Raw genomic sequence first — 25856 nt, 5'->3', positions numbered from 1 at the left:
ATCTGTGGCTGTTTTACATCAGGCGGCGGCGGCGTGTCACCTCGATATTCAGGTCGTTCACCTTCTTCCGAAGCGTATTCCGGTTGATTCCCAGCAATTCCGCGCATCGAAGCTGGTTTCCGCCGGTCGCGTCCAGGGCGATCTCGATCAGCGGGCGCTCCACCTCGCGCAGGATGCGGTCGTAAAGGCCGGGCGGCGGCAGGTCCTCGCCGTGCAGGTCGAAGTAGCGTTGCAGATGCGTCTCGATCGACTGGCCCAGCCGCTCGGGCGCGGCGGTGGTCGGACCGGTGCGGGGGGCAGGGGCGGGCGGCGAGGCGTGGGCGGGTGAGGTTTGGGCAGGCGAGGCGTAGGCGGGCGACGGGGCCGGTGCGTGATCGGACATCCCGGCGGCGCTCGCGGACGTCAGCGCGGCGCGGATATCGTCGGCGGTCGCCTCGGGTCCGGCCGCGATCAGGGCCACGCGCCGCATGGTGTTGTCCAGTTCGCGCACGTTGCCCGGAAACTGCCATGCCCGCAGGACCGCCGCCCCTTCGTCCGACAGATCGCGGCGCGGCAGGCCCAGCGCGGCCGCGCGCGCGAGGAGGTGGCGGGCCAAGGGCGCGATGTCGTCCCCCCGCGCCCGCAGCGGCGGAACCGGCAGGACGACCCCGGCAAGCCGGTAGTGCAGGTCCTGCCGCAGCTGGCCCGACGACACGTCGGCCATCGCGTCCGGCCCGCCGGTGGCGACCAGGCGCGGCATACGCGACGGATCGTGCCCGGCCTCGGCGGCCTCGATCAGGCCGATCAGCCGCGCCTGCGCGCCGGGCTCGAACCCGGCCGGGCCCTCGACCAGCAGCGTGCCGCCGGCCGCCCGCGCGAACGCCGCAGGCAGGGCGTCAGCCGCATCGGCCGGGCTTATCACCACCAGCGGCCCGTCGCGGCGGTCCGAGTGGTCGTGAAGCGCGCGCGCGACCGTGGTGCGGCCCGACCCCGGCTCGCCCGACACCATCACCGACAGGTCCGCGTTCACGACCCGCGCGACCGTGCGGAACAGCGCCTGCATCGCGGGCGCATGCCCGACCAGCGGCATCGCCGGGTCGGCGGCGGGCTGCGCGGCCCGCGTCTCGCCACCCTCGGTTCCCACGCGCACGGGACGGCGCGACAGCCCCGCCCGGATCCGCGCCATCAGGTCGGGCAGGTCGAACGGTTTCGGCAGATAGTCGAACACCTCGGCCTCGGTCGCGCGGATCGCCGTCACGATCGTGTTCTGGGCCGAAATCACGATCACCGGCAGCATCGGGCGCGCCCGCGCGATCGAGGGCACGACGTCGAGCCCGTTCCCGTCGGGCATCATCACGTCGGTGACGACCAGATCGCCCCGCCCTTCCTCGACCCAGCGTTGCAGCTGCGACAGGCTGCCGGTGGCGTGGACGCGGCAGCCCGCGCGGGTCAGCGCCTGCGTCAGCACCGTGCGGATGCTGCGGTCGTCGTCGGCGATCAGGACCGTGCCGTCCATGGGGTATCCTTTCCGGCGAGGGGAAGCGAAAGGCGGATCACGGTGCGCCCGGGGCGGCTGTCCAGCCGCAGCCCGGCGCCGTGGTCGGCCGCGATCTTGCTGACCAGCGCAAGGCCAAGTCCGGTGCCGTTCTCGCGCCCCGACACGAACGGCTCGAACACCTGGTCGGCGATGTTGTCGGGCACGCCCGGCCCGTCATCCTCGACCTCGACCACCAGCGGCAGGGGCGTGTCGTCCAGCGTGCGGCGCAGGGTGCCGTCGTAGAGCGTGCGGATGCGCACGATGCCCGGGCCGCGCGGGTCGTCGTCGGTGCGGCCGTCCCGCGCCAGCGCCTCGGCCGCGTTGCGCAGCAGGTTCAGCACCGCCTGCACGACCAGGTCGGGATCGGCCAGCGCGAGCGGCAGAGAGGGGTCGTAGTCGGCCACGATCCGGCAGCGCGCGCCCGTCAGCTGAAACGAGCGGCGGGCGCGGTCCAGCACGTCGTGGATGTTGATCGGGGCCAGATGCGGGGCCGAGGTGTCGCCGAAGCGTTCGACCTGGTCCAGCAGCGCGACGATCCGGCGCGATTCCGCGACGATCAGGTCGGCAAGCTCGCGATCCTCGGGGCCCAGGCCCTCGGCCAGAAGCTGGGCCGCGCCGCGGATGCCGGCAAGCGGGTTCTTGATCTCGTGCGCCAGCATGTCGGCCATGCCGACGGCCGCGCGCGCGGCGCGGTTCGGGCCGGGGCCGGCGGCGGCGGGCACGATCACCGCCGACACGCAGCCTTCGGGCGCGGGGCCCATGTGCAGCGCCGCCATCCGCGTGGCGAAGCCGCCGGTCCGGTCGCCGATGCTCCACCTGAGCGCGGGGCGGCTTGCGACCTCGTCGCCCTGCAGCGCGACCGCCAGCATCTGCATCAGCGCGGGGTCCACCCGCAGCCGCCCGGCAAGCCGCGCATCATCGGGCAACAGCCCCACGGCCGAGCGGTCCGACAGGTTCAGCCACGCTTGCGCCGCGTCGTTCAGCGCCGCGAACCGGCCCTGGGCGTCGAACAGCACCGCGGGCATCGGCAGCGCCATCCACCTGCTGTCGGCGGGCGCGGTCACGCGGCGTCCGCGCGCGCGTCGCCCGGCGCGCCGGAAAACACCGCGCGGATCGCGGCGTGAACCTCGGCCGCGCTTGGGGCGGACATGAGCGTGCGGCGCCCCTCGCCCGCGCCCGCCGCCTCGGCGTACCAGCCCAGGTGCTTGCGGGCGACGCGCAGGCCAAGGTCGCGGCCGTAATGGGACAGGATGTCATCATGATGGGCGGCGATGGCGTCGGCCAGCGCCGCGCCGCGCGGCACGTCGGGCGCGGGCGTGCCGTGCAGCCGGGCCGAGATCTGCGCCAGCCGCCACGGCGCGCCCTGCGCGCCCCGCCCGACCATCACCGCATCCGCGCCCGACCGGTCCAGCGCGGCGCGGGCGCTGGCTGCGTCCACCACGTCGCCGTTGGCGACCAGCGGCAGGTCGGGGACAGCGTCGCGCACCGCGCGGATCGCGGACCAGTCCGCGCTTCCGGTATAGAACTGCTCGCGCGTGCGGCCGTGGACCGTGACCATGCGGACGCCCGCGTCGCGCGCGCGCCGGGCAAGGTCCGGGGCGTTCAGGCAGCCCCCGTCCCAGCCAAGCCGCATCTTCAGCGTCACCGGCAGGTCCACCGCGCCCACCACCGCGTCGATCAGCCCCAGCGCATGGTCGAGGTCGCGCATCAGCGCCGCCCCGGACAGGCCGCCCGTCACCTTGCGCGCGGGACAGCCCATGTTGATGTCCACGATTCCCGCGCCCATGCCCGCCACGATCCGCGCCGTTTCGGCCATCGCGCCGGCCTCGCGCCCCGCGATCTGAACGCTGACCGGCACGCCCCCCTCGACCAGCGCCTTGGCGCGCACGGCCGCACGGGTGGACGGGCGCGGCGTCACCATCTCGGTCGAGGCGACCATCTCGCTGACGACCAGGCCCACGCCGCCCGCGCTGTGACGCGCGACCGCGCGCCGGAACGGCAGGTCCGTAATCCCCGCCATCGGTGCAAGAAACACCGGGGGGTCAAGGCTGAAGTCGCCGATCTGGACACGCTGTCGCATGGATCATCCTGTGAACTGCCGATGGACGCGCCGCACTCGTGACGCTGCACCGGCCGCGACTGCGCGCGGCTGCTGCCACATTGCGCGCCATCTGGGCGCTCTTCTGCCTAAAATTACGGCATTTTACAAGCGGAGCGCGTCCCGAGCGGGTTGCATTGCCGTCCGCAGCGCGTAGGGTCGCGGCAACTCGAAGGGGATTGCGATGTTTCTGTCGGTGTTCGACCTGTTCAAGGTCGGTGTGGGGCCGTCGTCGTCGCACACGATGGGGCCGATGGTGGCCGGGGCGCGGTTTCTCGACACTCTCAGGGCCGCGCCGTTCACCACCCGGGGGCTGCGGGCGAGCCTTCACGGCAGCCTCGCCTTCACCGGCAAGGGGCACGCCACCGACCGGGCGACGATCCTTGGCCTTGCCGGATTCACCCCCGACCGCATGGACCGCGACGCGGCCGACGCGGCGCTGGCGGACAACATTCGCACCCGGACCCTGACGCCTGAAGGGCTGGGGCCGCTGCGGTTCGACCCCGATGCCGACCTGATCTTCGACTTCGACCGGGTGCTGCCCGGCCACGCCAACGGCATGATCCTGATGGCGACCGACGCGCAGGGTGACGTGATCGCGCGCGAGACGTTCTATTCCGTCGGCGGCGGCTTCGTGATGACCGAGGCGGAGCTTGCCGCCAAGGGCGACGACAGCCGCACCGACGCGGCGCCGACCGTCCCCTACCCGTTCACGAGCGCGGCCGAGATGCTGGCGATGGCCCGGGCATCCGGCCTGAGCATCGCCGCGATGAAGCGCGCGAACGAACGCACCCGGCGCAGCGACGCCGAGATCGACGCGGGCCTTCGCCGGATCTGGCAGGTGATGCGCGACTGCATGGACCGGGGCCTGGAAACCGGGGGCATCCTGCCCGGTGGCCTCAATGTGCGCAGGCGGGCGCCGTCGATCCATGCCTCGCTGATGAGCGAGCGGGGGCTGAACATGCAGGCGCCGCATGTCGCCAACGACTGGATGTCGGCCTATGCGATGGCCGTGAACGAGGAAAACGCCGCCGGCGGGCAGGTCGTGACCGCCCCCACCAACGGGGCCGCGGGCGTCGTGCCTGCGGTGATCCGCTACTGGCTCGACCACGTGCCGGGCGCGTCCGAGGCGATGCTGGGGGATTTCCTGCTGACGGCCGCTGCCGTGGGCGGGCTCGTCAAGCACAACGCCAGCATCTCGGGCGCGGAATGCGGCTGCCAGGCCGAGGTCGGGTCGGCCAGCGCGATGGCGGCGGCCGGGATGGCTGCGGTGCTGGGCGGAACCGTCGAGCAGGTCGAGAACGCGGCGGAAATCGCGCTGGAACATCACTTGGGCATGACCTGCGATCCGGTTCGCGGCCTCGTGCAGGTTCCGTGCATCGAACGGAACGGCCTGGGCGCGATCAAGGCGGTCAGCGCCGCAAGCCTCGCGCTCAGGGGCGACGGGCAGCACATCGTGCCGCTGGACGCCGCGATCGAGACGATGCGCCAGACCGGCCGCGACATGTCCGAAAAGTACAAGGAAACATCGCTCGGCGGGCTTGCCGTCAACGTCCCGAACTGCTGAGCCGGGCGGTAGATCGCCGATCCGCGGAGCCGCCTGCCTGCGGGGGGTCCGGGCTGCTTGTCAGCGCGGCCCGCGCCGGGTTAGTGCTGCCGGAACCAAAAAACGACGGGACGTGACCACCATGAACTTCCGCATCGCACTTCTGGCCCTTCCGCTGGCGCTGGCCGCCTGTGGCGATCAGGCGAACCTTCGCATGCCGTGGGACAAGCCCGAGCCGGTCGCCCCCGTGGCCCCGGTCGTGGCCGGGCCGCCCACGATCCCGCCGCCGCCGCAGGTGTCGCCGGTTGACCAGCCGCTGCAGGTGGGCGAGGCGGGCGCTGCCCGCGCCACGGCCGAACGCGAGACAGTGGACCTGACGGCGGCCGCCGCGGCCGGGCCCGGCTGGGCGGTCGTGGTCGCGGGCGAAAGCGCCACGTTCTCACGCCCCGGCGCCAAGTCGGCGACCGTGCCGGTGCGGCGGATCGTCTATGCGCGGGGCGTCGAGTTCGTGGGCGAACTGAACGATGTCGTGTTCTCGCTGAACGTGACGCCCGCCGATTGCGGCGCGTCGCCCCTGACCGCGACGCTGCGGGCCAACCGCAAGACCTTCGCGGGTTGCGCGGCCCCGGCCGGCACCCCCGCCGCCGCCGCGCTGGCGCAGCCGGGACCGATGGCGCCTGCCGCACCGGCGCCCGCAGCGCCCGCAGCCCCCGCAGCGCCGACGGCCTCGGCACCCGCGACGGCCGCGGCCGCCCCTGCGGCGGCCAAGCCCGCGCAGGGCTGACACCTGTTGCGCCTTTGGCGCAATGACGAACCACTCGCACCTTGCCGCTGGCGCGGACGGGCGCGTCGCCGCTAGGATCGGGTGCGGGCTCTCGCGTGATGCGGTGCCCGCCTCGTCCGCAACAAAGGACCGCCGGATGCCCCGACGCCTCAATCGCCGCCAGACTTTGCTGCGCCATCTTCTGACCACCGCGCTTCCCGCCAGCATCGTCCTGTGCGCCGGCGCGGGGGCGTTGAACGCCGATCCCACGATCGGGCGGTCGATGAACAACTATGGCCTGCCCGGCGCGATCGACACCCCCTCGGCCGAGATGCTGCCCGACGCCACGCTGTCGGCGACCGCGACCCGGTCCAAGCTGACCGAGCGGGTGGGCCTCGTGTTCCAGCTGACCCCCCGGCTCACCACCGCGCTGCGCTACGGCAAGTTCGACAGCACCGAGGAACGGCGCGGCTACGTGCGCGACCGTTCCTTCGACCTGCGCTTCCAGGTGCTGGACGAGGTCGAGGGCACCTGGCGCCCCGCCGTCGCAGTCGGCATCCAGGACGCGATCGGCACCGGCTTCTATTCGGCCGAATACATCGTCGCGACCAAGACCCTGTCGCCGCGCCTGCGCGCCAGCGCGGGCCTTGGCTGGGGCCGGCTGGCGCAGGGCGGCGGCATCGGCAACCCGTTCGGCGACCGTCCCGGCCCCGATACCGGCACCGGCGGCAGCCTGAACGCCGACACCTGGTTCAAGGGCGAAGTCGCGCCCTTCGCCAGCGTCGCCTGGTCCGCCAACGACAAGTTGACGCTGGTCGCGGAATATTCAGGCGACGAGTACGCCTGCGAAACGGGCGACGCCGACAACTGCGCCCGCTCGGTCTGGCTGAGCGATTCCGACCCGCTGAAGAACCACTTCAACTTCGGCGCGACCTACCAGCTGGGCCAGAACTACCAGGTCGGCGCCTATGTTCTTGGCGCCAAGCACGTCGGCGTCCAGTTCAGCCTTGTGACCAGCCCCAAGCGCGCGGCCTACCCGTCCGGGCTGGAACCGGCGCCCGCGCCGGTGCGGCCGCGGCCCGACCGCGCCTCCGATCCCGACGGCTGGTCCGGCGTCTGGGCCAGCGACCCGACCGCGCAGCCGGCGATCCAGAAGGCGCTGGGCGACGCCTTGGCCGACGAAGGCCAGCGGCTTGAATCGATGGTCCTGACCGCAGACCGCGCCGAGATCCGCATCCGCAACGAACGCTACATCCAGCACGCCGAGGCGGTGGGCCGCGCCGCCCGCCTGATGACGCGCGCGCTGCCCCCTTCGGTCGAGACGCTGGTCATCACAAGCTCGGAAGCCGGGCTGCCGACGTCGTCGGTGACGCTGCGCCGGTCCGACGTGGAGCGCCTGGAAAACACCGAGGCCGGGCAGATCGCCAGCGCCGCCGCCCTGACCGACGCGGAGCCGCGGCCTGCGGGCCTGGTCATGTCGCCGGGCGAGTTCCCGGACTTCGACTGGGCGATCAAGCCCTATCTGTCGACGGGCCTCTTCGACCCCGACCAGCCGTTCCGCTACGAAGTCGGGGGCGAGGTCACCGCGCGCTACGAGCTGCGCCCGGGGATCGTCCTGCAGGGCAGCCTGCGCCAGCGCGTGTTCGGCAACGCCGACCAGGAAGCGCCGGGCACGTACGACGTCGACGAATACCTCGCCCTGTCGGATGCCGAGATCACGGCCCAGAACAACGGCGTCTACCGGGTCCGGTCGGATTCGCGGATGTACAGCGGCAACGACAACCTGCAGGTGCCGCGCCTGACGCTGAACTGGTACGCGCGGCCGACCCAGACGACCTATTCGCGCGTGACCGTCGGCATGCTGGAACGGATGTACGGCGGCGTCTCGGGCGAGCTTCTGTGGAAGCCGGTCAACTCGCAGCTGGCCCTGGGGGCCGAGGTCAACCGGGTCCGCAAGCGCGATTATCGCAATGCGTTCGAGTTCCTCGACTACGAGGCGACGACGGGCCACGTCTCGGCCTATTACGAGTTCGGCAACGGCTTCCGCGGCCGCGTGGACGCGGGCAAGTACCTGGCCGGTGACGTCGGCGCGACGGTCGAGATCAGCCGCGAGTTCGCCAACGGCTGGGAAGTCGGCGCCTTCGCCACCAAGACCGACCTCAGCGCGGACGAGTTCGGCGAGGGGTCGTTCGACAAGGGCATCTCGATCAGCATTCCGCTGGCGTGGGGCACGGGGCAGCCGTCGCTCAGGACCGTCGGTGGGACGCTGTCGTCGCTGAACCGCGACGGCGGGCAGCGGCTCAGCGTTCAGGGCCGGCTTTACGACACGGTGCGGGACAGCCATTCGGTCCGCTTGTACGACGGTTGGGGGAAATTCTGGCGATGAACGCGAACACTTTGCGCGGCACCGCCGCCCTTACCGCGCTGGTCGCGCTGGCCGCCTGCAGCAGCGGCGGCTCGAACAACGATCCCTCACTTGTCGGCGTGGCGCGCCAGACCCTCACCCAGGCCGTGGCGCAGCGCGGGCAGGCCGCCGAGCCCGCCGCCCCGCGCGATCCGGCCAAAATGGCCGCCACGGCGCTGTCGGTCAATCCGGGGCCGCTGATCCTCGTGGGCCTCGAAGGCATGGGCACGACCGAGGTGCTGGCCATGACCGGGCAGAACGGCGGCATGCGCACCTACATGACCCCGAACGAGCAGGCGGTGATCCTGCGCGGCGGCATGCTGGTCGGCACCCGCGGCCTTGGCCACGACATGTCGGCCACCGACGCGTCGCAGTCGGCCGCCCTGATCCGCGCCGGGCAGTCGGGCCAGGCCCGCCGCACCCTGCGCTACTACGCGGCCGACGGGACCGAACGGCCCCTGCCCTTCACCTGCACCATCGGGCCGGGTCCGAAGGCGGGCGTCACGATCGAAAGCTGCGAGGGAAACGGGATCTCGTTCCAGAACAACTATGCCGTCTCCGGCGGGGCGATCAGCGTGTCGCGGCAGTGGGGCGGGCCGGGGCTCGGCTATCTGACGATCCAGACACTGCGTCCCTGACGGGGCCAGCCGGGCTGCGAGAATACAAAAAGGGCGCCGGTCGGGCGCCCTTTTTCGTGTTCCGCCCCTTGTTCCGATGCCGCCTTGCGATGATCTGCGGCAAAGATCGGTGAACCGGACTGCCGGTTCCTTCGACATGGCATCGGACAAAATAAAAGGGCCGGTCTTTCGACCGGCCCGATTACTGCAATCCCGAAGGATTACTCGTCGTCACCGGTGGTGTCGTCTTCGTCGTCGTCGTCATCCGAAGCGACGGCGGCGATGACGCCCAGCAGCAGCAGCGCCGGGACAACCAGGCCAGCGTTCGAGCGCGCGGGCTGGGTGTCAACGACGACGGGCTCGACGTCGACGACCGGGGCGACGTAGCCACCGGCCAGTGCGGTCGACGCGGACAGGCCGAGGGCCAGCGCGAAGGTAGCGAATTTGGTCATGATCATGCTCCGTACTTTTTTGAAGGCTGCCGTCCCCGACAGCATCGTTGCGACAGTTACATAAAGACCCGATCTTGGAAAGCGGCGACGCATTCTTCAGATAGCTGCCCCAGTCGACTGTTGCATAATCGCCAACACCGTCGAGAGGGCCAAGTTCCAGCCATTATCAGGAGCTTCCCGGTCTGTGGCCGAATTGCACCTGTCGCCCTGGCGGCCGTGGAATGGCCGCCAACCGAGCCCTGACTATCGCATCGGAGCAGCCTGCGCGCAATCGAATCGCGCCTGACGGGTGTTCCCGTGACGCCGCGCGAGCTGGCCGTTCGGGCGTGCGGCGCATGCTGCGGGGAGCGCCAGAACGAATTGCCGACAAAAATACTCTGGACATGTCCGACTGTTCTTGTCAGATTTCACGTGAGCCGCTGACTCGCCCGCTCCCAAACATCGTTCCGAGAAGGTCCGCCACGATGAACATCAACCAAGCCGATTTCCCGAGCCTGCCCCACATCCGCCTGCCGCAGGTGCCGGTCCACGAGGCGACCTCGCTGACGGCGGGCGGCAACCAGGCGCTGATCGCGCTGGGGGACCAGCTGTACAACCTGCGGATCACCCGCGCGGGCAAGCTGATCCTGACCAAGTAGGATGCGAAAAAGGGTCCCGCTGATGGCGGGACCCTGATGTCATCGGCAGTTCGGCCGACCAGCAGCGAACGGCCTCTCAGCGTTCGCGGCTGCCGCCTCCCGGGCCACGCGGTCCGGTGGGCGCGCCACCCGGACGCGGTCCGCGCCCCGCCGGCCGCGCGCCGCCCGGCTTGCCCCCGAACGGCTTTCCGCCAGGCCTGCCGCCACCGGGCTTGCCAACAGCAGGCTTGCCGCCGGGCCTTTCGTCACCCGGTTTTCCGCCAAACGGCTTGCCGCGACCGCCGCCCCCGGGCTTGCCCCCGTACGGTTTGCCTGCTGACGGCCTGTCGGCGGCCGGCTTGCCGCCGAAGCCAGGCCGGTCGCCGTAAGCGGGCTTGCCGCGCTCGCCACCCGCCGCGCGGGGCGGGCGGCTGTCGCCCTGCCCCTCGGCACGAGGCCGCCCCTGCCCACCCGCGCCGCGGTCGCCCCCCTCGGACGCCTTCCAGCGCGGCTTGCGGGGCTGGTCGCCCTGCTCGCCCACGGATCGCGGCTTGCGGTCGAATGCTCCCGCGCCCCCCTCGGCCCGCGGCTTGCGGTCGTAGCCTCCCGCGCCCCCCTCGGCGCGCGGCTTGCGGTCGTCGCCTCCCGCGCCTTCAGGCCGGGGTCCGCGCGAATAGCCGCCCGCGCCGTCACGGGGCTTGCGCTCGTAGCCGCCCCCCGCGCCCTCGGCGCGCGGCTTCCGCTCGTAGCCGCCGGCACCTTCGCCGCGCGGCTTGCGATCGTATCCCCCGGCACCTTCGGTACGCGGCTTTCGGTCGAAACCGCCCCCCGCACCCTCAGCGCGCGGCTTGCGGTCATAGCCACCCGGACTTTCACCGCGCGGCTTGCGATCAAATCCGCCCGCACCTTCACGCGGCTTGCGGTCGTATCCGCCGCCGCCTTCGGCGCGCGGGGCGCGAGGCTTGCGCGGCCCGTCGCCATCGCGATTGTCAAACGCCGGGCGGTGGCCACGCGAGGCGCGCTCTCCCCGGTCGCCCCGATTACCACGTTCCGGCCGGTCGCCGCGCGCCGGACGCGCGCCGCGGTCGTCGTCGCGGCGGCCGCGCGTGGCGGCGCGGGGTTCCTCGTCGCTGTCGCCGGTCAGCAGCCCGCCCAACTGGTCCTTGAGGATCCGGCGCTTGACCTCGCGCACCTCGTTCTCCTCCATCCCGACGAGGCGGAAGGGGCCGTAGGCGATGCGGATCAGGCGGTTCACCTGCAGGCCCACATGGGCCATCGCGCGACGGATCTCGCGGTTGCGGCCCTCGCGAATGCCGACCGTCAGCCAGGCGTTCGCGCCCTTCTGGCTGTCGAGCTTGACCTCCATCGGCTGGAACTCCTCGCCGTCGATGGTGGCGCCGCGCCGCAGCGGGTCGAAGGTCAGCTCGGACGGGTTCCCGTTCACGCGGACGCGGTACCGGCGCAGCCAGCCCGTCGCGGGCAGTTCCAGCCGTCTTTTCAGCTCGCCGTCGTTGGTCAGCAGCAGCAGCCCCTCGGACGTGATGTCGAGCCGGCCCACCGACATGACGCGCGGCAGGTCGCGGGGCAGCGCCTCGAACACGGTCTGGCGCCCCTTCTCGTCGCTTTCCGAGGTCACGAGGCCGACCGGCTTGTAGTAAAGCCACATCCGCGTTTCCTGCGGCGCGTCCATCGGCTTTCCGTCCACGACGACCTTGTCGGTCGGCAGGATGTCGAGCGCGGGGCTGGTGATCGCGTCGCCGTTCACCCTGACCCGGCCCTCGACGATCATCCGCTCGGCCTCGCGGCGGCTGGCGATCCCGGCTCGGGCCATGACCTTGGCGATGCGCTCGCCGCCCGACGATTTCGGCGCCGAGGCGGGCGGTTCGCCGGGGGTAGCGGCGGGGCTTTGAGCGGGCTCGTCGCCAGTTTCGTCGCCGGGTTCTTCGGCGGGAACCTCGTTATCCCCGCCTTCGCGCTCATCCACGGCGGCCGCGTCGTCCGCGCCAGCATCCTCGCCCGCGTAGATCTCGGCATAATCTTCGTCGGCCGCGACCGGCTGGGCGTCGGAAAGCGCCTCGGTCCCGTCGTCGGTTGCGGTGGGCAGGTCGTCCTGCTGCGGTTCGTCCGGGGTTCCGGTCTGGTCGTTCTGGTCGGTCATGGCGATCTCCTGGCGCATCCCTGCGGTGGCGAACGGCGGTGTTAACCTGAACGCGCCAACGGCGAAAGCGGTTCTTGATCCCGCGCGCGCCGCAGGGCAGGACCGGGACATGACATTCATCAGCCACATGCCGCAGGCGCTGGATCAGGCGCGGGCCGCCGCCGCCCGGGGCGAGGTTCCCGTGGGCGCGGTCCTGTGCGACCCGGCCGGGCGCGTGGTGGCGGCCGCGGGCAACCGCACGCGCGAACTGTCCGACCCGACCGCGCACGCCGAGGTTCTGGCCATCCGCGCCGCCTGCGCCGCCGCCGGGTCCGAGCGTCTGCCGGGCCATGTCCTGTGGGTCACGCTCGAGCCGTGTCCGATGTGCGCCGCCGCGATCTCGGCCGCGCGGATCGCGACGCTTTACTACGGCGCGGCCGATCCGCGGATGGGGGGCGTGGCGCATGGGGCGCGGGTGTTCGACCATCCGCAATGCCACCACCGGCCGCTTGTCTATGACGGGGTGTCGGGCGCGCAGTCGCAGGCTCTGCTGCGCGCGTTCTTCGCCGAGCGGCGCGGCTAGCCCGCGGGGGGCGGCGGCACCACCTGGACCGGGTTCGGACGGGGCAGGTCATAGACCAGGCAGTCGCCGTCGCGGGCGGGCCAGCTTTGCGCGGCCTCGGCCGGCAGTTCAAAGCCAGCGCACAGCCGGTACTTCCCCTCGGCCACCGGCTCGACCCGGTAGGGCTGGTCGGTGAAGGGATCGACGGTGCGCATCGGGCCGGGGCAGCCGCCGGTGGTGGCGATTTCCGCAGGCAACCTTGCGCTGTCGCCCGCAAGGCAGTTGATCGTCTGCGACATCTGGCCCAGGTCCTGCAGCCGCGCGTCGTCCCGCCGCTCTTTCCGGCCGCGTTCCGGGCCGCCCGACAGGGCCAGCCCCGCCCCTACCGCCGCGGCGGCCAGGATCGCGATGCCCCAGGTCGCCGCACGCTGCATCGGTCGATCAGCCGGCATCGAGCTCGTCCTTGTAATAGGCCAGCGCCAGCCCGCCGATCAGCGCGACCAGCACCGCCTTGGCCAGAAAGCGCGCGGTCAGGTCGCCGTTCAGGAAGGCATAGATGACGGCCACCGCATCCGACAGCAGCGCCACCGCCGCCAGCATCAGCGTCGTCGCGGCCAGCCACTTGCGCACCAGCGACCGCTGCCTGCCGGGGTCGCGCCGGGTCGTGCGCGCCACGCGGGCATTCAGCCAGAAGAACAGCGGCACCGTGATGACGAGCACCGCGACCGACCAGCGCAGGCCCGAGCGCGGCGGATCGTAGATGGTGCTGTAATCGGGCAGAAGCGAATCGATCACGTCGAAGCCAAGCGTCGTCACGTGCCAGCAGATCGTCGCCAGCAGCAGGAAAAGAAGCCCGTAGGTCACCGCCCCGCCCGCCGAGACATAGGGCCGAGGGCGCGGCACCGGCGGGATGCCGGGGGCCTGCGGCAGCCATGCGCCCAGCGCGGACGCGACCTCGCGCTCGCTCCACCCCGCGCTGGTCAGGGCGCGGCCAAGTTCGTCGGGCGCGCGCCCCGCGGAGAGCCCCGCGAGGACGAAATCGGCCAGTCGGTCGGTCTGTGTCATGGGGCATCCTGTCGGTTCGGGTGAAGAATGACGGTTGCGCAAACCGCGTCAAGCGGCGCGATTTTCTGCTTGCACCCCCGCGCGGCATTCCCTAAATCACCCGTCACCGGCGGCAGCGTCCACCGGAACGGAGCGCGGGCGTAGCTCAGGGGTAGAGCATAACCTTGCCAAGGTTAGGGTCGTGAGTTCGAATCTCATCGCCCGCTCCAACGTAAAAAGGCCGGCCCCTCGGGGCCGGCTTTTTGCGTTCCGGGTGCCGCAAGGCGCCTTGCTCGGTCCGCCCGCACGGCTCACCGCCCACATTGCGGTGCGCGACCACTGCAGCCGCTGACGCAAGGGTGACCCCCCACCCCCCGGCCTTTGGCTTCCAATGCGGGGCGTGCTTTGGCAGACTGCCGCCTGCACGGAACGGTCACAAGTTCCGGCCGCGGCCCCCGATGCCGCGTCACGGGACAGGACAGGCGAGCCGCGATGTGCGGCGCAGAGGGCACGACATGAACATCGCGACATCCATGCTGGCGGCGGGGTTGATGCTGGCCGCGACCATCGCGCCACTGCCGGTCATCGCGCAGGGCCTGGGCGGTGACGGCACGGCGGAGGGCGCGGGCGAAGGCGCGGGCGAGCCCTCGATCCAGATCGACCCCGGCGACGTGACCGCGGATTCGCTCATCAGCCGCAACCAGAACGAACAGCGCGACCCCAACCGCGGTCCGGTCACGAACCTGCCGCTGCCGCGCTACGTCTCGCTGAAGGGAAGCGAGGGGAACGCCCGGCGCGGTCCCAGCCTGTCGCACCGGATCGACTGGGTGTTCCGTCACGCAGGCATGCCGCTGCGCGTGGTGGCCGAGTTCGGCCACTGGCGCCGGGTCGAGGACCGCGACGGCGCGGGTGGCTGGGTGCATTATTCGCTGCTGTCCGGGGTCCGCACGGCGGTCATCACCGCCGACATGGTGGACCTCCGCGCGCGCCCCGACACCAATGCCACCGTCGTCGCCCGGGCCGAGGCGGGCGCCATCGTCCGCGTCCACGAATGCAACCCCGACTGGTGCCGCGTGTCGGGTGGCGGCGAGAAGGGGTGGATCATGAAGGACGTGATGTGGGGCGTGGACCGGCAGGAACTGCGCGAATAGGCGCAGCCCCGCCGGATTTCCCGTCAGGCGAGCCCGCGCCCGCGCAGCAACGGCTGGATCCCCGGCTTGCGGCCTCGGAACTCGTGCCACAATGCGTCGGCGGGGCGCGACCCGCCCTGCGACAAGATGGACTTCTCCAGCCGCGCGGCGGTCGCGGGATCGAAGGGGTCGCCGGTTTCCTCGAACGCGGCGAAGGCGTCGGCGTCCATCACCTCGGACCACAGATAGCTGTAATAGCCGGCCGAATAGCCGTCGCCCGAAAAGACATGCGCGAAATGCGGGGTCGCGTGGCGCATCGGGACGGCGCGCGGCGCGCCCATGTCGGCCAGCACCTCGGCCTGCCGCGCCATCGGGTCGGCGGGCGGGGCACCGCGATGGAAGGCAAGGTCCACCATCGCGCTTTCCAGGTATTCGGTCGTGGCGAAGCCCGCGTCGGCCTGCTCGGCCGCGATGATCCGGTCGCGCAGTTCCGCCGGCATCGGCGCGCCGGTCTTGACGTGGCGGGCGTGCGCGTCCAGCACCTGCGGCACGTCCAGCCAATGCTCGAACAGCTGGCTCGGCAGTTCGACGAAGTCGCGCGCGACCGACGTGCCCGCGATGGACGGCCAGTCCACGTCCGACAGGATCTGGTGCAGCGCGTGGCCGAATTCGTGAAAGAGCGTCCGCGCCTCGTCCCATGACAGAAGCGCCGGATCGCCCGGACGCGGCGGCGCGGTGAAGTTGCAGGCGTTCAGCACGATGGCGCGCTGGCCCGCGCCGACCTTGTGCTGAGGCTGCATGGCGGAACACCACGCCCCCGACCGCTTGCCCGGGCGCGCGAAATAGTCGCCGACGAACACGGCCGTAAGGCGGCCGCCGCGCGTCACGGTCCAGCCGCGCACCCGGTCGTCCCAGAAGCGCGCGTCGAAGGGCGCGAAGTCCAGCCCGAAGAGGCGGCGCGCCACGTCGAAGGCGGCGGCGATCATCCCGTCCAGCGGCAGGTAGGGCTTCACCTCGGCCTCGTCCACCGCAAGGCTGTCGCGGCGGCGGTGGGCTGCGTAATAGCGCCAGTCCCACGGTTCCAGCGCGCCGTTGATGCCGTCGGCGGCGGCGCGGGCGGCCAGGTCGGCCTCGTCGGCCAGCACGCGCGGCCGCGCGGCGGACCACACCTCGTCCAGCAGCGCCTGCACCTGATCGGCGGTCTGCGCCATCTCGGTATCCAGCTTGAAGGCGGCGAAGTCGGGATAGCCCAGCAGTTCGGCGCGTTCGTGGCGCAGGGCCAGGATCTCGGCCACGATGGCGCGGTTGTCGGTGGCAGCACCCCCCGCGCCCGCGCCGCTGCCGCGCGCGGTCCAGCCGCGCCACGCGGCCTCGCGCAGATCGCGGTCGGTGGACTGTTCGAGGAACGGCACGATCAGCGACCGGCCCAGCGTCACCACCTGCCCGGATAGGTCGCGCGACGCGGCGGCGGCGCGCATCGCGGCGAGCAGATCGTCCGACAGCCCGCCCAGCCGGTCGTCCGGCACGGGCAGCACGAAGTCGCGTTCGTCGGCCAGCACGTGCTGGGCGAAATCCGTCGTGAGCACGGCCAGCCGCCCCTTGAGCGCGGCCATGCGTGCCCGGCCCGCCTCGTCCAGCGCGGCGCCCGCGCGGCGCATGTCGCGCAGCGCGAGGTCGGTGATGCGGCGGTCCTGCGGCGCCAGCGCATCAGCCCCCGCCGCGACCGCCTGCACCCGCGCGTAAAGCCGCGGGTCCATCGCGATCCGCGCGTGATGGGCGGCAAGTTTCGGCGCCAGCTCACGCTGCAGGTCCTCGCGCGCGGGGTTCGAGGCAAGGCCCGCGAGGGTATAGAAGACCGACGCCACGCGCCCCAGCGCCTCGTCCGCCGTCTCCATCGCGGCGATGGTGTTGGCGAAATCGGGGGCGGCGTGGTTCGCGGCGATCGCCTCGTGCGTGGCGGCGGCTTCGGCCAGCGCGGCGTCGAAGGCCGGGGCGAAGTCGTCGTCGGCGATCAGGTCGAAGCGTGGCAGGCCCTGCGGGCCGGTCCAGCGGACGAGTTCGTCGTTCATGGGGCGGTTCCTTCCTGTTTGGCGGCGCCCTTGCCGCCGCAGACCGGGCAGCCGGGCCGGGCCGGGATGTCGATCCTGCGGGTCTCGCCCCACAGTCCGTCGAAGATCAGCATGCGGCCGCGCAACCCCTCGCCCGCGCGGCGCGAGACGGTGCCAGCGATCGACTTGATCGCCTCCAGCGCCATGATGCTGCCGACGACGCCGGGCAGCGCGCCGACGACGCCCGCCTCGGCGCAGGGGGGCGCAAGGCCGGGGGCGGGCGCGTCGGGAAACACGCAGGCCATGCAGGGGCCGCCGCGCAGGGGATCGTAAAGGGCGACCTGCCCTTCCCACTGCGCGATCGCGCCCGCGATCAGGGGAACGCCCGCCGCCACGCAGGCGGCGTTAACGGCCGCGCGGGCGGCAAAGCTGTCGGTGCCGTCCAGGACCAGGTCGTGGCCCGCGATCAGGTCCGTGTCGCCCTTGCCGATGCGGCGGTCGAGGGGTGTCACCACGACATGCGGGTTCAGCGCCGCCAGCCGGTCGGCCGCGGCCCGGACCTTGGGGCGGCCGACATCGGCGGTGGAAAAGACCACCTGCCGCTGCAGGTTAGACAGGCTCACCACGTCGTCATCGGCCACGGTGATCCGCCCCACGCCCGCCGCCGCGAGATATTGCAGCACCGGCGCGCCAAGCCCGCCCGCCCCCACCACCAGAACATTCGCCGCCTTCAGCGCCCGCTGCCCCTGGCCCCCCACCTCGCGCAGGACAATGTGGCGGGCGTAGCGATCGAGTTCGGGGTCGGTCAACGGCGCGTCGGGGGCGGCCACGCGCGGGTCGGCCGATGCCGCGCGCGCGGGGGCAACCTGCAACTCCGGCGCGGGCTGCGCGCGGCGCCGGGCCCAGTTGACCGCCGCAGCGTAAGCCACCGCGAGCCCCCCTAGCACGCCGAGAACGGCCCAGCCGCGCGCATCCGTCCCCGCCAGCCGGGCCGGGGCGCTGCCCGGCGCGGCGACGACCGCAGCCAGCAGCGCCGCCCAGATGGCGGCGGCAAGCGCCGCGAGCCGCCAGCCGCGCAACCCGGCGATCCGCGCGCCGGCAGTCAGCGCCATGATGGTGAACAATCCGCCCAAGCTCAGCCCCGGCCCGTGGACCCGAAGCCGCCGGACCCGCGCGCGGTGTCGTCCAGCGCGGCGACCTCGCGGAACCGCGCCCGCCAGACCGGGGCCAGCACCGCCTGCGCGATCCGGTCGCCGTGCGTCACCGTGAAAGCCGCGCCGCCAAGGTTCACCAGGATCACCCCCAACGGCCCGCGATAATCCGCGTCGATGGTCCCTACCCCGTTCGCAAGTCCGATCCCGTGGCGGAGCGCGAGGCCAGAGCGCGCGCGCAGCTGTACCTCCCACCCTTCCGGGATCTGCAGTCGCAGGCCGGTCGGGACCAGCGCGACCTCGCCCGGGGCCAGCGTCATCTCACCGCCGCGCAGGTCCGCGCGGACATCGGCGCCCGCGGCGCCCGCCGTGGCGTAGTCGGGCAGCGGCAATGCGGGGTCGGCGCCCTTGTCCCGCGTCACGAGGATTTCGGGCGCTTCGGGGAACGGGTCTGCTGCCTGCATCTCTCACCTGCCGTCGGGCCGGCGGCGGCCGGCCGTAAAAGAAAACGGCCCGCCCGGGCGGGCAGGCCGATCATCACGTCGAAGCAGCGGCGCGCATCAGCGCGGCGCGATCATCATCACCATCTGCCGGCCTTCCAGCCGCGGCATCGATTCGACCTTGCCGGTCTCGCCCACGTCGTCGCGGACGCGGTTCAGCAGGTCGAGGCCGAGGTCCTGGTGCGCCATCTCGCGGCCGCGGAACCGCAGCGTGACCTTGACCTTGTCGCCGTCTTCCAGGAACCGCATGACGTTGCGCATCTTCACATCGTAGTCGTGGGTGTCGGTCCCGGGGCGGAACTTCACTTCCTTGATCTCGATGATCTTCTGGTTCTTGCGGGCTTCGGCTTCGCGCTTCTGCTGTTCGTACTTGAACTTGCCCACATCCATGATCTTGCAGACCGGCGGCGTGGCGTTGGGCGAAATCTCGACCAGATCGAGCCCGACCTCCTCCGCCAGCTCGATGCCGCGTGCGGGGGGGACGACGCCGATGTTTTCGCCGTCCGCGCCGATCAGGCGGATCTCGGGGACGCGGATGCGGTCGTTGACGCGGGGGCCGGTGTCGCGCTGGGGCGGCGCATTGTGCGGTCTGCGGGCTATGGCAGTGTTCCTTGGATAGCTGATATGGACCCCGGGAAAATAAGGAAGAACAGCGCCGGTTTCAACCGCGTTTCGCCCGCAGGCGGGCCGCTGCCGGGCCGTGGCGCGGGCCGCCTGGGCAGGTGGCGCGGCTTTCATACACCAATAGGCTGTGCGATACTCTCGCCCGGCGGAAAGTTTCGGGGATCGCATATGCGTCGGATGCTGGGTTGGTTGATCTTGGTGCTGGTCGTCGGCGCAGGGTTGTGGTGGGGGCTGGACCGCTTTGGCGACAGGCCCGCGACGGTCCCGCAGACCGGCGCGCCCGCGACGACGGCCCCGGCCACCGCACCCACCGGAACCGGCGCGGGCAGCGCGGACAGCGCCGCCGATGCCGCGGCGGACGCGGCGGCCATCGCGGCCGACGCCGCGGCAGAAGCGTCGGCCAACGCCAACGCGGCCGAGGTCGGCCCCGCCGCCGACGCCGCGGCCCAGGCCGAAGCCGCCGCCGAGCAGGCGATCAAGGCCGCCGACGACGCGGCGGTGGCCGCCGAACAGGCGCAGGCAGAGGCGGCCCGGGGCGATGCGGCGGGCGCGCAAGACGCCACGCAGGCCGCGGCCCAGGCCGCCGGACAGGCCGCCGAGGCGAAAGAGACCGCGGGCGAGGCCACCATGACGGCGGCCGAGATCGCCGCGCTTCTGACCCCCGAGGGGTTCGACCGGGCCCGGGTCGACCAGCTGATCGACGCCAGCGCCATCGCTGACGCGCAGAAAACCACGCTCAAGGCGGTCATCGCCTCGGCCGAGGGCAACCCCGCGATCCTGCCGGCCGCGCTCGACCAGGTGCGGGCCGTCCTGCGATGAACATGCAGCGGCCTGACCAGCCGCTGGCCGAAGGCGCCGAGCCTATCCTGCCGCCGGCCCCTCGCCCGCAGCCCGACGCGGGCGCCGCCGCCGCAACGGCACCCGCGCCCGCCCCGCTGCCCGCACCCCTGCCCGCCCGGGCCCGCGTCGTGCGCCGGTTCGAAAGCTTCCTCGCCTCACCCGGCGAGGTCCTGGCGAAAGGACCCATCGCGATCGTCCTGATCGAGGACGGGGTCGAGGTCGCCTCGACGCTGGAACACCACATCCGCGCGGGCTTTCGCCGCATCCTCGCGCTGTCGGCCGACCCCCTGCCCGCCTCGATGCTGCCCGACGATCCCAAGGAAAAGGTCGTGAACCTGATCCACGACTGCCGCCAGCCGCGCGCGCATGTCGATCCGGTGAACGCGATCATCAAGGCCGCCCCCGCCGACACCTGGGTCTATTACGGCTACAATGCCGAATACCTGTTCTATCCCTTCGCCGAGACCCGGTCGGTCGGCGAACTGCTGGCGTTCCATGCCGAGGAACGCAGGCGGGCGATGCTGAGCTACGTCATCGACATGTACGCCCCCGACCTGTCGCGGTTTCCCAACGCCGTCAGCCTGGACGAGGCGATGTTCGACCGCACCGGCTACTACGCGCTTGGCCGCACGGACCGGAACGGCGCGCTGAAGGAACGCCAGCTGGACTTCTACGGCGGGCTGCGCTGGCGGTTCGAGGAGCATCTGCCGCTCGACCGCCGCCGGATCGACCGGATCGCGCTGTTCCGCACCCAGCCGGGGCTGGAGCTTCTGGCCGACCACCGCTTCAACGTCGAGGAATACAACACCCACTCCTGCCCCTGGCACCACAACCTGACGGCGGCCGTCGCGTCGTTCCGGGTGGCCAAGGCGCTGGCCCGGAACCCGTCGTCCCGCGACCACATCACCGGGTTCGCGTGGAACAACTCGCTGCGGTTCCGCTGGACCTCGAACCAGCTGCTGGAGCTGGGGCTGATGGAGCCGGGGCAGTGGTTCTGAGCCGGTCGTGACGCCGGACCGGCGCACGGCGACGCCGCCCAAGGGCGCGGATGTCCGCGCGCGCCCCGGCGGATCGGCGGCCGAAGTGTTCGGGACGTTCCTGCGGCTGGGCCTGACCTCGTTCGGCGGGCCGATCGCGCATCTGGGATATTTTCGCCACGACATCGTCCTGCGCCGACGCTGGCTCGACGACCGCGCCTACGCGGACCTCGTCGCGCTGTGCCAGTTCCTGCCCGGCCCCACGTCGAGCCAGGTGGGTTTCGCGCTGGGGCTGTCGCGCGCCGGCTGGCCCGGCGCGCTGGCCGCGTTCGCGGGCTTTACCCTGCCCTCGGCGGTGCTGATGGTGCTGTTCGCCATGGTCGCGCCACGGGTGGGCGGGCCGGCAGGCGCGGGCGCGTTGCACGGGCTGAAGATCGTCGCGGTAGCGGTCGTCGCGCAGGCGGTGTGGGGGATGGCACGCAGCCTGTGCCCTGACCGGCAGCGCGCGGGCATCGCGGTTGCGGCGGTCGTGATGCTGGCCCTGGTGTCCGGCGCGGCCGGGATGCTGGGCGCGATCGTGGCCGGGGCGGTCGCCGGGCTGATCCTGTGCCGGGGTAAGGCCGGGGCGCCCGCCTGCGTCCTTCACCTGCCGGTGTCGCGCGCGGGCGGGCTTGCGGCCCTCGCCGCCTTTGCCGGGATGCTGGTCCTGCTGCCGATCCTTGCCGGGCAGTCGCAGGCGCTCGCGGTCCTCGACAGCTTCTTTCGCGCCGGCGCGCTGGTGTTCGGCGGCGGCCACGTCGTGCTGCCGCTGCTTGAAGGCGAGGTCGTCGCCCGCGGCTGGGTCTCGCACGATGCGTTCCTTGCAGGCTACGGCGCGGCGCAGGCGGTGCCCGGGCCGCTGTTCACCTTTGCCGCCTATCTCGGCGCGGTGCTGGACCCTGCGCCGAACGGCTGGGCGGGCGCGGCGCTGGCGCTGACGGCGGTGTTCCTGCCCGGGTTCCTGATCCTCGCGGCCGCGCTGCCATTCTGGAACGCGCTTCGCGCGCGCCCGGCGCCGCAGGCGATGATGCAGGGCGCGAACGCCGCCGTGGTGGGAATCCTTGGCGCGGCGCTCTACGATCCGATCTTCGCCACCGCCGTGCTCGACGCCCGCGATTTTGGGCTGGCTGTCGCCTGCATCGTGCTGCTGATGGTCTGGAAAGCGCCCGCCTGGATCGTCGTGCTTGTGGGCGCGGCGGGCAGGGTGGCCCTTGCCCTGACCTGACCCCGGTCCCACATGAGGGCCGGACGGGGCGCGCCCTTGCGCGTTTCCGCCGCGCTCTGTTACACGAAAACCTGAACAAACAACCGCAGGACGGCACCACATGGCCCTGGACCAGACCAGCTTCGACAAGAACGACCTGCTGGCCTGCGCCCGTGGCGAGCTGTTCGGACCGGGCAACGCCCAACTGCCCGAGCCGCCGATGCTGATGATGGACCGCATCACCGACATCAGCGAGGATCGCGGCCTGCATGGCAAGGGTCACGTCGTGGCCGAGTTCGACATCACCCCCGACCTGTGGTTCTTCGCCTGCCACTTTCCCGGCAACCCGATCATGCCCGGCTGCCTTGGCCTTGACGGGCTGTGGCAGCTGACCGGCTTCAACCTCGGCTGGCGCGGCTGGCAGGGGCGCGGCTATGCGCTCGGCGTGGGCGAAGTCAAGCTGACCGGCATGGTCCGCCCCGACCGCAAACTGCTGACCTACAAGGTCGATTTCACCAAGGCCGTGCAGACCCGCCGCCTGACCATGGGCGTCGCCGACGGCGTGGTCGAGGCGGACGGCGAGGTCATCTACCAGGTCAAGGACATGAAGGTCGCTCTTTCCGAGAGCTGACACCACTGGAATGGAGGTGCCCATGCGCCGTGTCGTCATCACCGGGCTGGGGATCGTCTCGCCCATCGGGAACAATGCAGCCGAGGTCACGCAGTCGCTGCGCGACGGCCGCTCGGGCATCGTCGCATCCGCCGACTACAAGGAACACGGGTTCCGAAGCCAGGTCGAAGGCCGCCCCACCATCGACATCGCCGCCCATGTCGACAAGCGCGACCTGCGCTTCATGGGCGAGGGCGCGGCCTGGAACTTCATCGCCATGAACCAGGCGATCGAGGACAGCGGCCTTTCCCCCGAGGACGTGTCGAACCCGCGCACCGGTCTCATCATGGGGTCGGGCGGGCCGTCCACGTCGAACTTCTTCAGCGCCCACCAGACCGTCATCGAAAAGGGCGCGCCCAAGCGCATGGGGCCGTTCATGGTCACGCGCTGCATGTCGTCCACGAACTCGGCCTGCCTCGCCACGCCGTTTTCCATCAAGGGCGTGAACTACTCGATCACCTCGGCCTGCAGCACCTCCGCGCACTGCATCGGCAACGGGGTCGAACAGATCCAGCTGGACAAGCAGGACATCGTCTTTGCCGGCGGCGGCGAGGAACTGGACTGGACGCTGTCGTGCCTGTTCGACGCGATGGGCGCGATGTCGTCCAAGTACAACGACGATCCCTCCACCGCGAGCCGGCCCTTCGACGCGACCCGCGACGGCTTCGTCATCGCCGGCGGCGGCGGCGTGGTGGTGCTTGAGGAACTGGAACACGCCAAGGCGCGCGGCGCCAAGATCTATGCCGAGGTCACCGGCTACGGCGCGACCAGCGACGGCTACGACATGGTCGCCCCGTCAGGCGAGGGCGGCGAACGGTCGATGCGGCTGGCGCTCGCGACCCTGCCCGAGGGGCGGCGGATCGACTATGTCAACGCGCACGGCACCTCGACGCAAGCCGGCGACGTGACCGAGATCAAGGCGCTGCGCCGCGTCTTTGGCGAGGGGAACGTGCCGAAGGTCGGATCGACCAAGTCGCTGACCGGCCACAGCCTTGGCGCGACCGGTGTTCACGAGGCGATCTATTCGCTGCTGATGATGCAGGAAGGGTTCATCTCGGCCTCGGCCAACATCACCGAGCTGGACCCCGAGATCCGCCCCGAGGAAATCGCGATGGAGCGGATCGACGGCGTCGATTTCGACAGCGTCCTGTCCAACAGCTTCGGCTTCGGCGGCACCAACGCCACGCTGGTTCTTTCCAAGTATCGGGACTGACACGAATGAGCGGATTGCTTGCCGGGAAACGCGCGCTGGTCATGGGTGTCGCGAACGATCGCTCGATCGCGTGGGGGATCGCGCAGGCGCTGGCCCGCGAAGGCGCGGAGCTTGCATTCACCTATCAGGGCGAGGCGTTCGGCAAGCGCGTCGAGCCGCTGGCGGCGTCGGTCGGGTCGGACCTGCTGGTGGACGTGGACGTGACCGACGACGCATCGCTCGACCGCGCGTTCGAGGTTCTGGCGGACCGCTGGGGCCGGATCGACATCGTCGTGCACGCGATCGCGTTTTCCAACAAGGACGAGCTGACCGGGCGGTTCGTCAACACGAGCCGGGCGAACTTCCAGCGGTCGCTGGACATCTCGTGCTATTCGCTGATCGAGGTGGCGCGGCGCGCGCTGCCGCTGATGTCGGCTGGCGGCACCATCCTGACGCTGACCTACGGCGGCTCGAACCGGGTGACGCCCTTCTACAACGTCATGGGCGTCGCCAAGGCGGCGCTGGAATCGACCGTGCGCTATCTGGCGAACGACCTCGGCCCCGACGGCATCCGCGTGAACGCGATCAGCCCCGGGCCGATGAAGACGCTGGCCGGCGCGGCGATCGGCGGGGCGCGCAAGACCTTCCGCCACACCGAAGCCAACGCCCCCCTGCGCGCCAACGCGACGCTGGAGGCGATCGGCGGGACGGCGGTGTGGCTCGCATCCGACTGGGGCAACTGCACCACCGGCGAGGTGGTGACGGTTGACGGCGGCTATCACGTCCTGGGGATGCCGCAGCCCGAAAACATCTGAGCGCCGGGCCGGGGCGCCGCCCATGAATGGGGCTGAGGCCCCATTCATCCAGGATATTTCTCGACAGAAGATGAGGCAGGCGATGGTGCAGTTCTTTACCGCGGCGGACGGGGCGCGGCTGGCATACCGGGACGAAGGCGCAGGGCTTCCGGTCCTGTGCCTGGCCGGCCTGACGCGCGGCATGGACGACTTCGACTATCTCGCGCCCGCGCTGGCCGATTGCCGGATGATCCGCATGGACTATCGGGGCCGCGGGCAATCGGACTGGACCGGCGCCGCGACCTATACCGTGCCGGTCGAGGCGAAGGACGTGCTGGCGCTGCTTGATCACCTGGGGCTGCCGGCGGCGGCGGTGGTCGGCACCTCGCGCGGGGGGTTGATCGCGATGTATCTGGCGGCGGTCGCCAAGGACCGGCTGCTGGGGGTGTGCCTGAACGACGTGGGGCCGGCGCTGTCGGCCGAGGGGCTTGCGTCGATCATGGACTATGTCGGGCGGCGGCCCGCCGCGCGGACCCTGGCCGAGGTGGCGGCGCGTATGCCGCAGCTGCTGCGCGGCTTCGGCGAAGTGCCCGAAGGGCGGTGGGAGGCGGAGGCGGCGCGGCTTTACCGGCAGGGCGAGGACGGCGTTCAGCTGACCTACGACCCGGAACTGCGCGACAGCTTCCTTGCGGCGATGAAGGATCCGTCGGCGACGGCCTGGCCGCTCTTCGATGCGATGGCGGGGCTGCCGCTGGCGCTGATCCACGGCGCGGGGTCGGACCTGCTGTCGGGCGAGACCGCCGACGAGATGCGGCGGCGGCGACCCGACATGATCTACGGGAAGGTGCCGGGGCGGGGACACATCCCCTGGCTGGATGAGGCGGAAAGCGTGGCGGTGGTTCGGGCCTGGGTGGACCGGCTGGCATCGTGA

General features: G+C 71.5%; 25 protein-coding genes and 1 tRNA gene. 15 read left to right on the top strand and 11 right to left on the bottom strand.

Annotation, left to right across the window (positions count from 1 at the left end; translation table 11 throughout):
- Positions 1-13: 13 nt before the first annotated feature.
- From FNF32_RS14230 to dusB, 3 genes are read right to left on the bottom strand one after another with little or no spacing between them, the layout of a single operon-like run.
- Positions 14-1495: a response regulator gene (locus FNF32_RS14230; protein WP_131675026.1), complete on the bottom strand. Its 1482-nt coding sequence runs from the start codon at positions 1493-1495 to the stop codon at positions 14-16.
- Positions 1477-2580, bottom strand: coding sequence for a two-component system sensor histidine kinase NtrB (locus tag FNF32_RS14225; RefSeq protein WP_246087847.1), 1104 nt, complete (start codon positions 2578-2580; stop codon positions 1477-1479). The genes FNF32_RS14230 and FNF32_RS14225 overlap by 19 nt, the downstream gene beginning before the upstream one ends.
- Entirely contained in the window at positions 2577-3596 is a 1020-nt protein-coding gene (dusB, locus tag FNF32_RS14220) for a tRNA dihydrouridine synthase DusB (RefSeq protein ID WP_131675027.1), read from the bottom strand. Before dusB ends, FNF32_RS14225 begins: the two co-directional genes overlap by 4 nt.
- Before the next feature lie 202 nt (positions 3597-3798).
- Here dusB and FNF32_RS14215 point away from each other — a divergent pair, with 202 nt between their 5' ends.
- The 4 genes from FNF32_RS14215 to FNF32_RS14200 all read left to right on the top strand — a co-directional run bounded on the left by FNF32_RS14215 (position 3799) and on the right by FNF32_RS14200 (position 8965).
- On the top strand, positions 3799-5181 hold the full coding sequence (locus FNF32_RS14215; RefSeq protein WP_131675028.1) for an L-serine ammonia-lyase: 1383 nt from the start codon (positions 3799-3801) through the stop codon (positions 5179-5181).
- Between the two features lie 112 nt (positions 5182-5293).
- Complete coding sequence (locus FNF32_RS14210) at positions 5294-5944, top strand: hypothetical protein (RefSeq protein WP_143796699.1); 651 nt, start codon at positions 5294-5296, stop codon at positions 5942-5944.
- Between the two features lie 136 nt (positions 5945-6080).
- Positions 6081-8309, top strand: coding sequence for a YjbH domain-containing protein (locus FNF32_RS14205; protein ID WP_131675283.1), 2229 nt, complete (start codon positions 6081-6083; stop codon positions 8307-8309).
- Complete coding sequence (locus FNF32_RS14200) at positions 8306-8965, top strand: YjbF family lipoprotein (RefSeq protein ID WP_131675284.1); 660 nt, start codon at positions 8306-8308, stop codon at positions 8963-8965. The genes FNF32_RS14205 and FNF32_RS14200 overlap by 4 nt, the downstream gene beginning before the upstream one ends.
- 200 nt (positions 8966-9165) lie before the next feature.
- Here FNF32_RS14200 and FNF32_RS14195 read toward each other — a convergent pair whose 3' ends face one another.
- Positions 9166-9402 (bottom strand): hypothetical protein, encoded by a 237-nt coding sequence (locus FNF32_RS14195; RefSeq protein ID WP_131675285.1) that lies wholly within the window; start codon positions 9400-9402, stop codon positions 9166-9168.
- 458 nt (positions 9403-9860) lie between these two features.
- Here FNF32_RS14195 and hemP point away from each other — a divergent pair, with 458 nt between their 5' ends.
- Complete coding sequence (hemP, locus tag FNF32_RS14190) at positions 9861-10034, top strand: hemin uptake protein HemP (RefSeq protein ID WP_131675286.1); 174 nt, start codon at positions 9861-9863, stop codon at positions 10032-10034.
- A 76-nt stretch (positions 10035-10110) separates the two neighbouring features.
- Here the strand turns inward: hemP and FNF32_RS15820 are convergent, their stop codons facing one another.
- Positions 10111-12171 carry a pseudouridine synthase gene (locus tag FNF32_RS15820; protein ID WP_221930738.1) on the bottom strand — a complete coding sequence of 687 codons (2061 nt, stop codon included), beginning with the start codon at positions 12169-12171 and terminating at the stop codon, positions 10111-10113.
- Between the two features lie 109 nt (positions 12172-12280).
- On the opposite strand from FNF32_RS15820, the gene FNF32_RS14180 reads away from it, so the two are divergent.
- The gene (locus FNF32_RS14180) at positions 12281-12733 is read left to right on the top strand and encodes a nucleoside deaminase (RefSeq protein WP_131675287.1); all 453 of its coding nucleotides are present in this window, start codon (positions 12281-12283) and stop codon (positions 12731-12733) included.
- Here FNF32_RS14180 and FNF32_RS14175 read toward each other — a convergent pair.
- Complete coding sequence (locus tag FNF32_RS14175; protein ID WP_131675288.1) at positions 12730-13164, bottom strand: hypothetical protein; 435 nt, start codon at positions 13162-13164, stop codon at positions 12730-12732. The two genes, FNF32_RS14180 and FNF32_RS14175, sit on opposite strands and share 4 nt — an antisense overlap.
- Positions 13154-13777, bottom strand: coding sequence for a DUF5671 domain-containing protein (locus FNF32_RS14170; RefSeq protein WP_131675289.1), 624 nt, complete (start codon positions 13775-13777; stop codon positions 13154-13156). Before FNF32_RS14170 ends, FNF32_RS14175 begins: the two co-directional genes overlap by 11 nt.
- 134 nt (positions 13778-13911) lie before the next feature.
- Here FNF32_RS14170 and FNF32_RS14165 point away from each other — a divergent pair.
- A tRNA-Gly gene (locus tag FNF32_RS14165) sits at positions 13912-13986 on the top strand.
- Positions 13987-14271: 285 nt separating this feature from the next.
- A complete protein-coding gene (locus tag FNF32_RS14160) occupies positions 14272-14907 on the top strand; it encodes an SH3 domain-containing protein (RefSeq protein WP_246087846.1) in 636 nt (211 codons plus the stop codon).
- 23 nt (positions 14908-14930) lie between these two features.
- On the opposite strand, the gene FNF32_RS14155 is transcribed toward FNF32_RS14160, so the two are convergent.
- The 4 genes from FNF32_RS14155 to infC all read right to left on the bottom strand — a co-directional run bounded on the left by FNF32_RS14155 (position 14931) and on the right by infC (position 19323).
- A complete protein-coding gene (locus FNF32_RS14155) occupies positions 14931-16955 on the bottom strand; it encodes a M3 family metallopeptidase (protein ID WP_131675290.1) in 2025 nt (674 codons plus the stop codon).
- Complete coding sequence (locus FNF32_RS14150; protein ID WP_131675295.1) at positions 16952-18046, bottom strand: HesA/MoeB/ThiF family protein; 1095 nt, start codon at positions 18044-18046, stop codon at positions 16952-16954. The genes FNF32_RS14155 and FNF32_RS14150 overlap by 4 nt, the downstream gene beginning before the upstream one ends.
- A 23-nt stretch (positions 18047-18069) precedes the next feature.
- Positions 18070-18549, bottom strand: coding sequence for a dUTP diphosphatase (dut, locus tag FNF32_RS14145; protein WP_131675291.1), 480 nt, complete (start codon positions 18547-18549; stop codon positions 18070-18072).
- A 96-nt stretch (positions 18550-18645) separates the two neighbouring features.
- Positions 18646-19323, bottom strand: a complete 678-nt coding sequence (gene infC, locus FNF32_RS14140) for a translation initiation factor IF-3 (RefSeq protein ID WP_131675292.1) — start codon at positions 19321-19323, stop codon at positions 18646-18648.
- Between the two features lie 63 nt (positions 19324-19386).
- Here infC and FNF32_RS14135 point away from each other — a divergent pair, with 63 nt between their 5' ends.
- The 7 genes from FNF32_RS14135 (at position 19387) to FNF32_RS14105 (ending at position 25856) form a co-directional block, all read left to right on the top strand.
- A complete protein-coding gene (locus tag FNF32_RS14135) occupies positions 19387-20028 on the top strand; it encodes a hypothetical protein (protein ID WP_143796698.1) in 642 nt (213 codons plus the stop codon).
- Between the two features lie 2 nt (positions 20029-20030).
- Complete coding sequence (locus tag FNF32_RS14130; protein ID WP_246087845.1) at positions 20031-21047, top strand: glycosyltransferase family 2 protein; 1017 nt, start codon at positions 20031-20033, stop codon at positions 21045-21047.
- 7 nt (positions 21048-21054) lie between these two features.
- The gene (gene chrA / locus FNF32_RS14125; RefSeq protein WP_131672853.1) at positions 21055-22290 is read left to right on the top strand and encodes a chromate efflux transporter; all 1236 of its coding nucleotides are present in this window, start codon (positions 21055-21057) and stop codon (positions 22288-22290) included.
- Positions 22291-22390: 100 nt separating this feature from the next.
- Complete coding sequence (fabA, locus tag FNF32_RS14120) at positions 22391-22900, top strand: bifunctional 3-hydroxydecanoyl-ACP dehydratase/trans-2-decenoyl-ACP isomerase (RefSeq protein WP_131672854.1); 510 nt, start codon at positions 22391-22393, stop codon at positions 22898-22900.
- Positions 22901-22922: 22 nt separating this feature from the next.
- The gene (gene fabB, locus FNF32_RS14115) at positions 22923-24152 is read left to right on the top strand and encodes a beta-ketoacyl-ACP synthase I (RefSeq protein ID WP_131672855.1); all 1230 of its coding nucleotides are present in this window, start codon (positions 22923-22925) and stop codon (positions 24150-24152) included.
- A gap of 5 nt (positions 24153-24157) precedes the next feature.
- Positions 24158-24946 carry an enoyl-ACP reductase FabI gene (locus tag FNF32_RS14110; RefSeq protein WP_131672856.1) on the top strand — a complete coding sequence of 263 codons (789 nt, stop codon included), beginning with the start codon at positions 24158-24160 and terminating at the stop codon, positions 24944-24946.
- Between the two features lie 82 nt (positions 24947-25028).
- On the top strand, positions 25029-25856 hold the full coding sequence (locus FNF32_RS14105; protein ID WP_131672857.1) for an alpha/beta fold hydrolase: 828 nt from the start codon (positions 25029-25031) through the stop codon (positions 25854-25856).

This window comes from Paracoccus marinus (assembly GCF_007018965.1).
In the GTDB taxonomy this organism is placed as follows: Bacteria; Pseudomonadota; Alphaproteobacteria; order Rhodobacterales; family Rhodobacteraceae; genus Paracoccus; species Paracoccus marinus.
This window is presented reverse-complemented; position numbering and strand designations above follow the sequence as displayed.

Excerpts from the sequence above, each read along its gene's own strand:
- FNF32_RS14230 (WP_131675026.1), bottom strand. The coding sequence starts at position 1,495 with ATGGACGGCACGGTCCTGATCGCCGACGACGACCGCAGCATCCGCACG.
- dusB (WP_131675027.1), bottom strand. The coding sequence starts at position 3,596 with ATGCGACAGCGTGTCCAGATCGGCGACTTCAGCCTTGACCCCCCGGTG.
- FNF32_RS14215 (WP_131675028.1), top strand. The coding sequence starts at position 3,799 with ATGTTTCTGTCGGTGTTCGACCTGTTCAAGGTCGGTGTGGGGCCGTCG.
- FNF32_RS14205 (WP_131675283.1), top strand. The coding sequence starts at position 6,081 with ATGCCCCGACGCCTCAATCGCCGCCAGACTTTGCTGCGCCATCTTCTG.
- FNF32_RS14200 (WP_131675284.1), top strand. The coding sequence starts at position 8,306 with ATGAACGCGAACACTTTGCGCGGCACCGCCGCCCTTACCGCGCTGGTC.
- FNF32_RS14195 (WP_131675285.1), bottom strand. The coding sequence starts at position 9,402 with ATGATCATGACCAAATTCGCTACCTTCGCGCTGGCCCTCGGCCTGTCC.
- hemP (WP_131675286.1), top strand. The coding sequence starts at position 9,861 with ATGAACATCAACCAAGCCGATTTCCCGAGCCTGCCCCACATCCGCCTG.
- FNF32_RS15820 (WP_221930738.1), bottom strand. The coding sequence starts at position 12,171 with ATGACCGACCAGAACGACCAGACCGGAACCCCGGACGAACCGCAGCAG.
- FNF32_RS14180 (WP_131675287.1), top strand. The coding sequence starts at position 12,281 with ATGACATTCATCAGCCACATGCCGCAGGCGCTGGATCAGGCGCGGGCC.
- FNF32_RS14175 (WP_131675288.1), bottom strand. The coding sequence starts at position 13,164 with ATGCCGGCTGATCGACCGATGCAGCGTGCGGCGACCTGGGGCATCGCG.
- FNF32_RS14170 (WP_131675289.1), bottom strand. The coding sequence starts at position 13,777 with ATGACACAGACCGACCGACTGGCCGATTTCGTCCTCGCGGGGCTCTCC.
- FNF32_RS14160 (WP_246087846.1), top strand. The coding sequence starts at position 14,272 with ATGAACATCGCGACATCCATGCTGGCGGCGGGGTTGATGCTGGCCGCG.
- FNF32_RS14155 (WP_131675290.1), bottom strand. The coding sequence starts at position 16,955 with ATGAACGACGAACTCGTCCGCTGGACCGGCCCGCAGGGCCTGCCACGC.
- FNF32_RS14150 (WP_131675295.1), bottom strand. The coding sequence starts at position 18,046 with ATGGCGCTGACTGCCGGCGCGCGGATCGCCGGGTTGCGCGGCTGGCGG.
- dut (WP_131675291.1), bottom strand. The coding sequence starts at position 18,549 with ATGCAGGCAGCAGACCCGTTCCCCGAAGCGCCCGAAATCCTCGTGACG.
- infC (WP_131675292.1), bottom strand. The coding sequence starts at position 19,323 with ATGAAAGCCGCGCCACCTGCCCAGGCGGCCCGCGCCACGGCCCGGCAG.
- FNF32_RS14135 (WP_143796698.1), top strand. The coding sequence starts at position 19,387 with ATGCTGGGTTGGTTGATCTTGGTGCTGGTCGTCGGCGCAGGGTTGTGG.
- FNF32_RS14130 (WP_246087845.1), top strand. The coding sequence starts at position 20,031 with ATGCAGCGGCCTGACCAGCCGCTGGCCGAAGGCGCCGAGCCTATCCTG.
- fabA (WP_131672854.1), top strand. The coding sequence starts at position 22,391 with ATGGCCCTGGACCAGACCAGCTTCGACAAGAACGACCTGCTGGCCTGC.
- fabB (WP_131672855.1), top strand. The coding sequence starts at position 22,923 with ATGCGCCGTGTCGTCATCACCGGGCTGGGGATCGTCTCGCCCATCGGG.
- FNF32_RS14110 (WP_131672856.1), top strand. The coding sequence starts at position 24,158 with ATGAGCGGATTGCTTGCCGGGAAACGCGCGCTGGTCATGGGTGTCGCG.
- FNF32_RS14105 (WP_131672857.1), top strand. The coding sequence starts at position 25,029 with ATGGTGCAGTTCTTTACCGCGGCGGACGGGGCGCGGCTGGCATACCGG.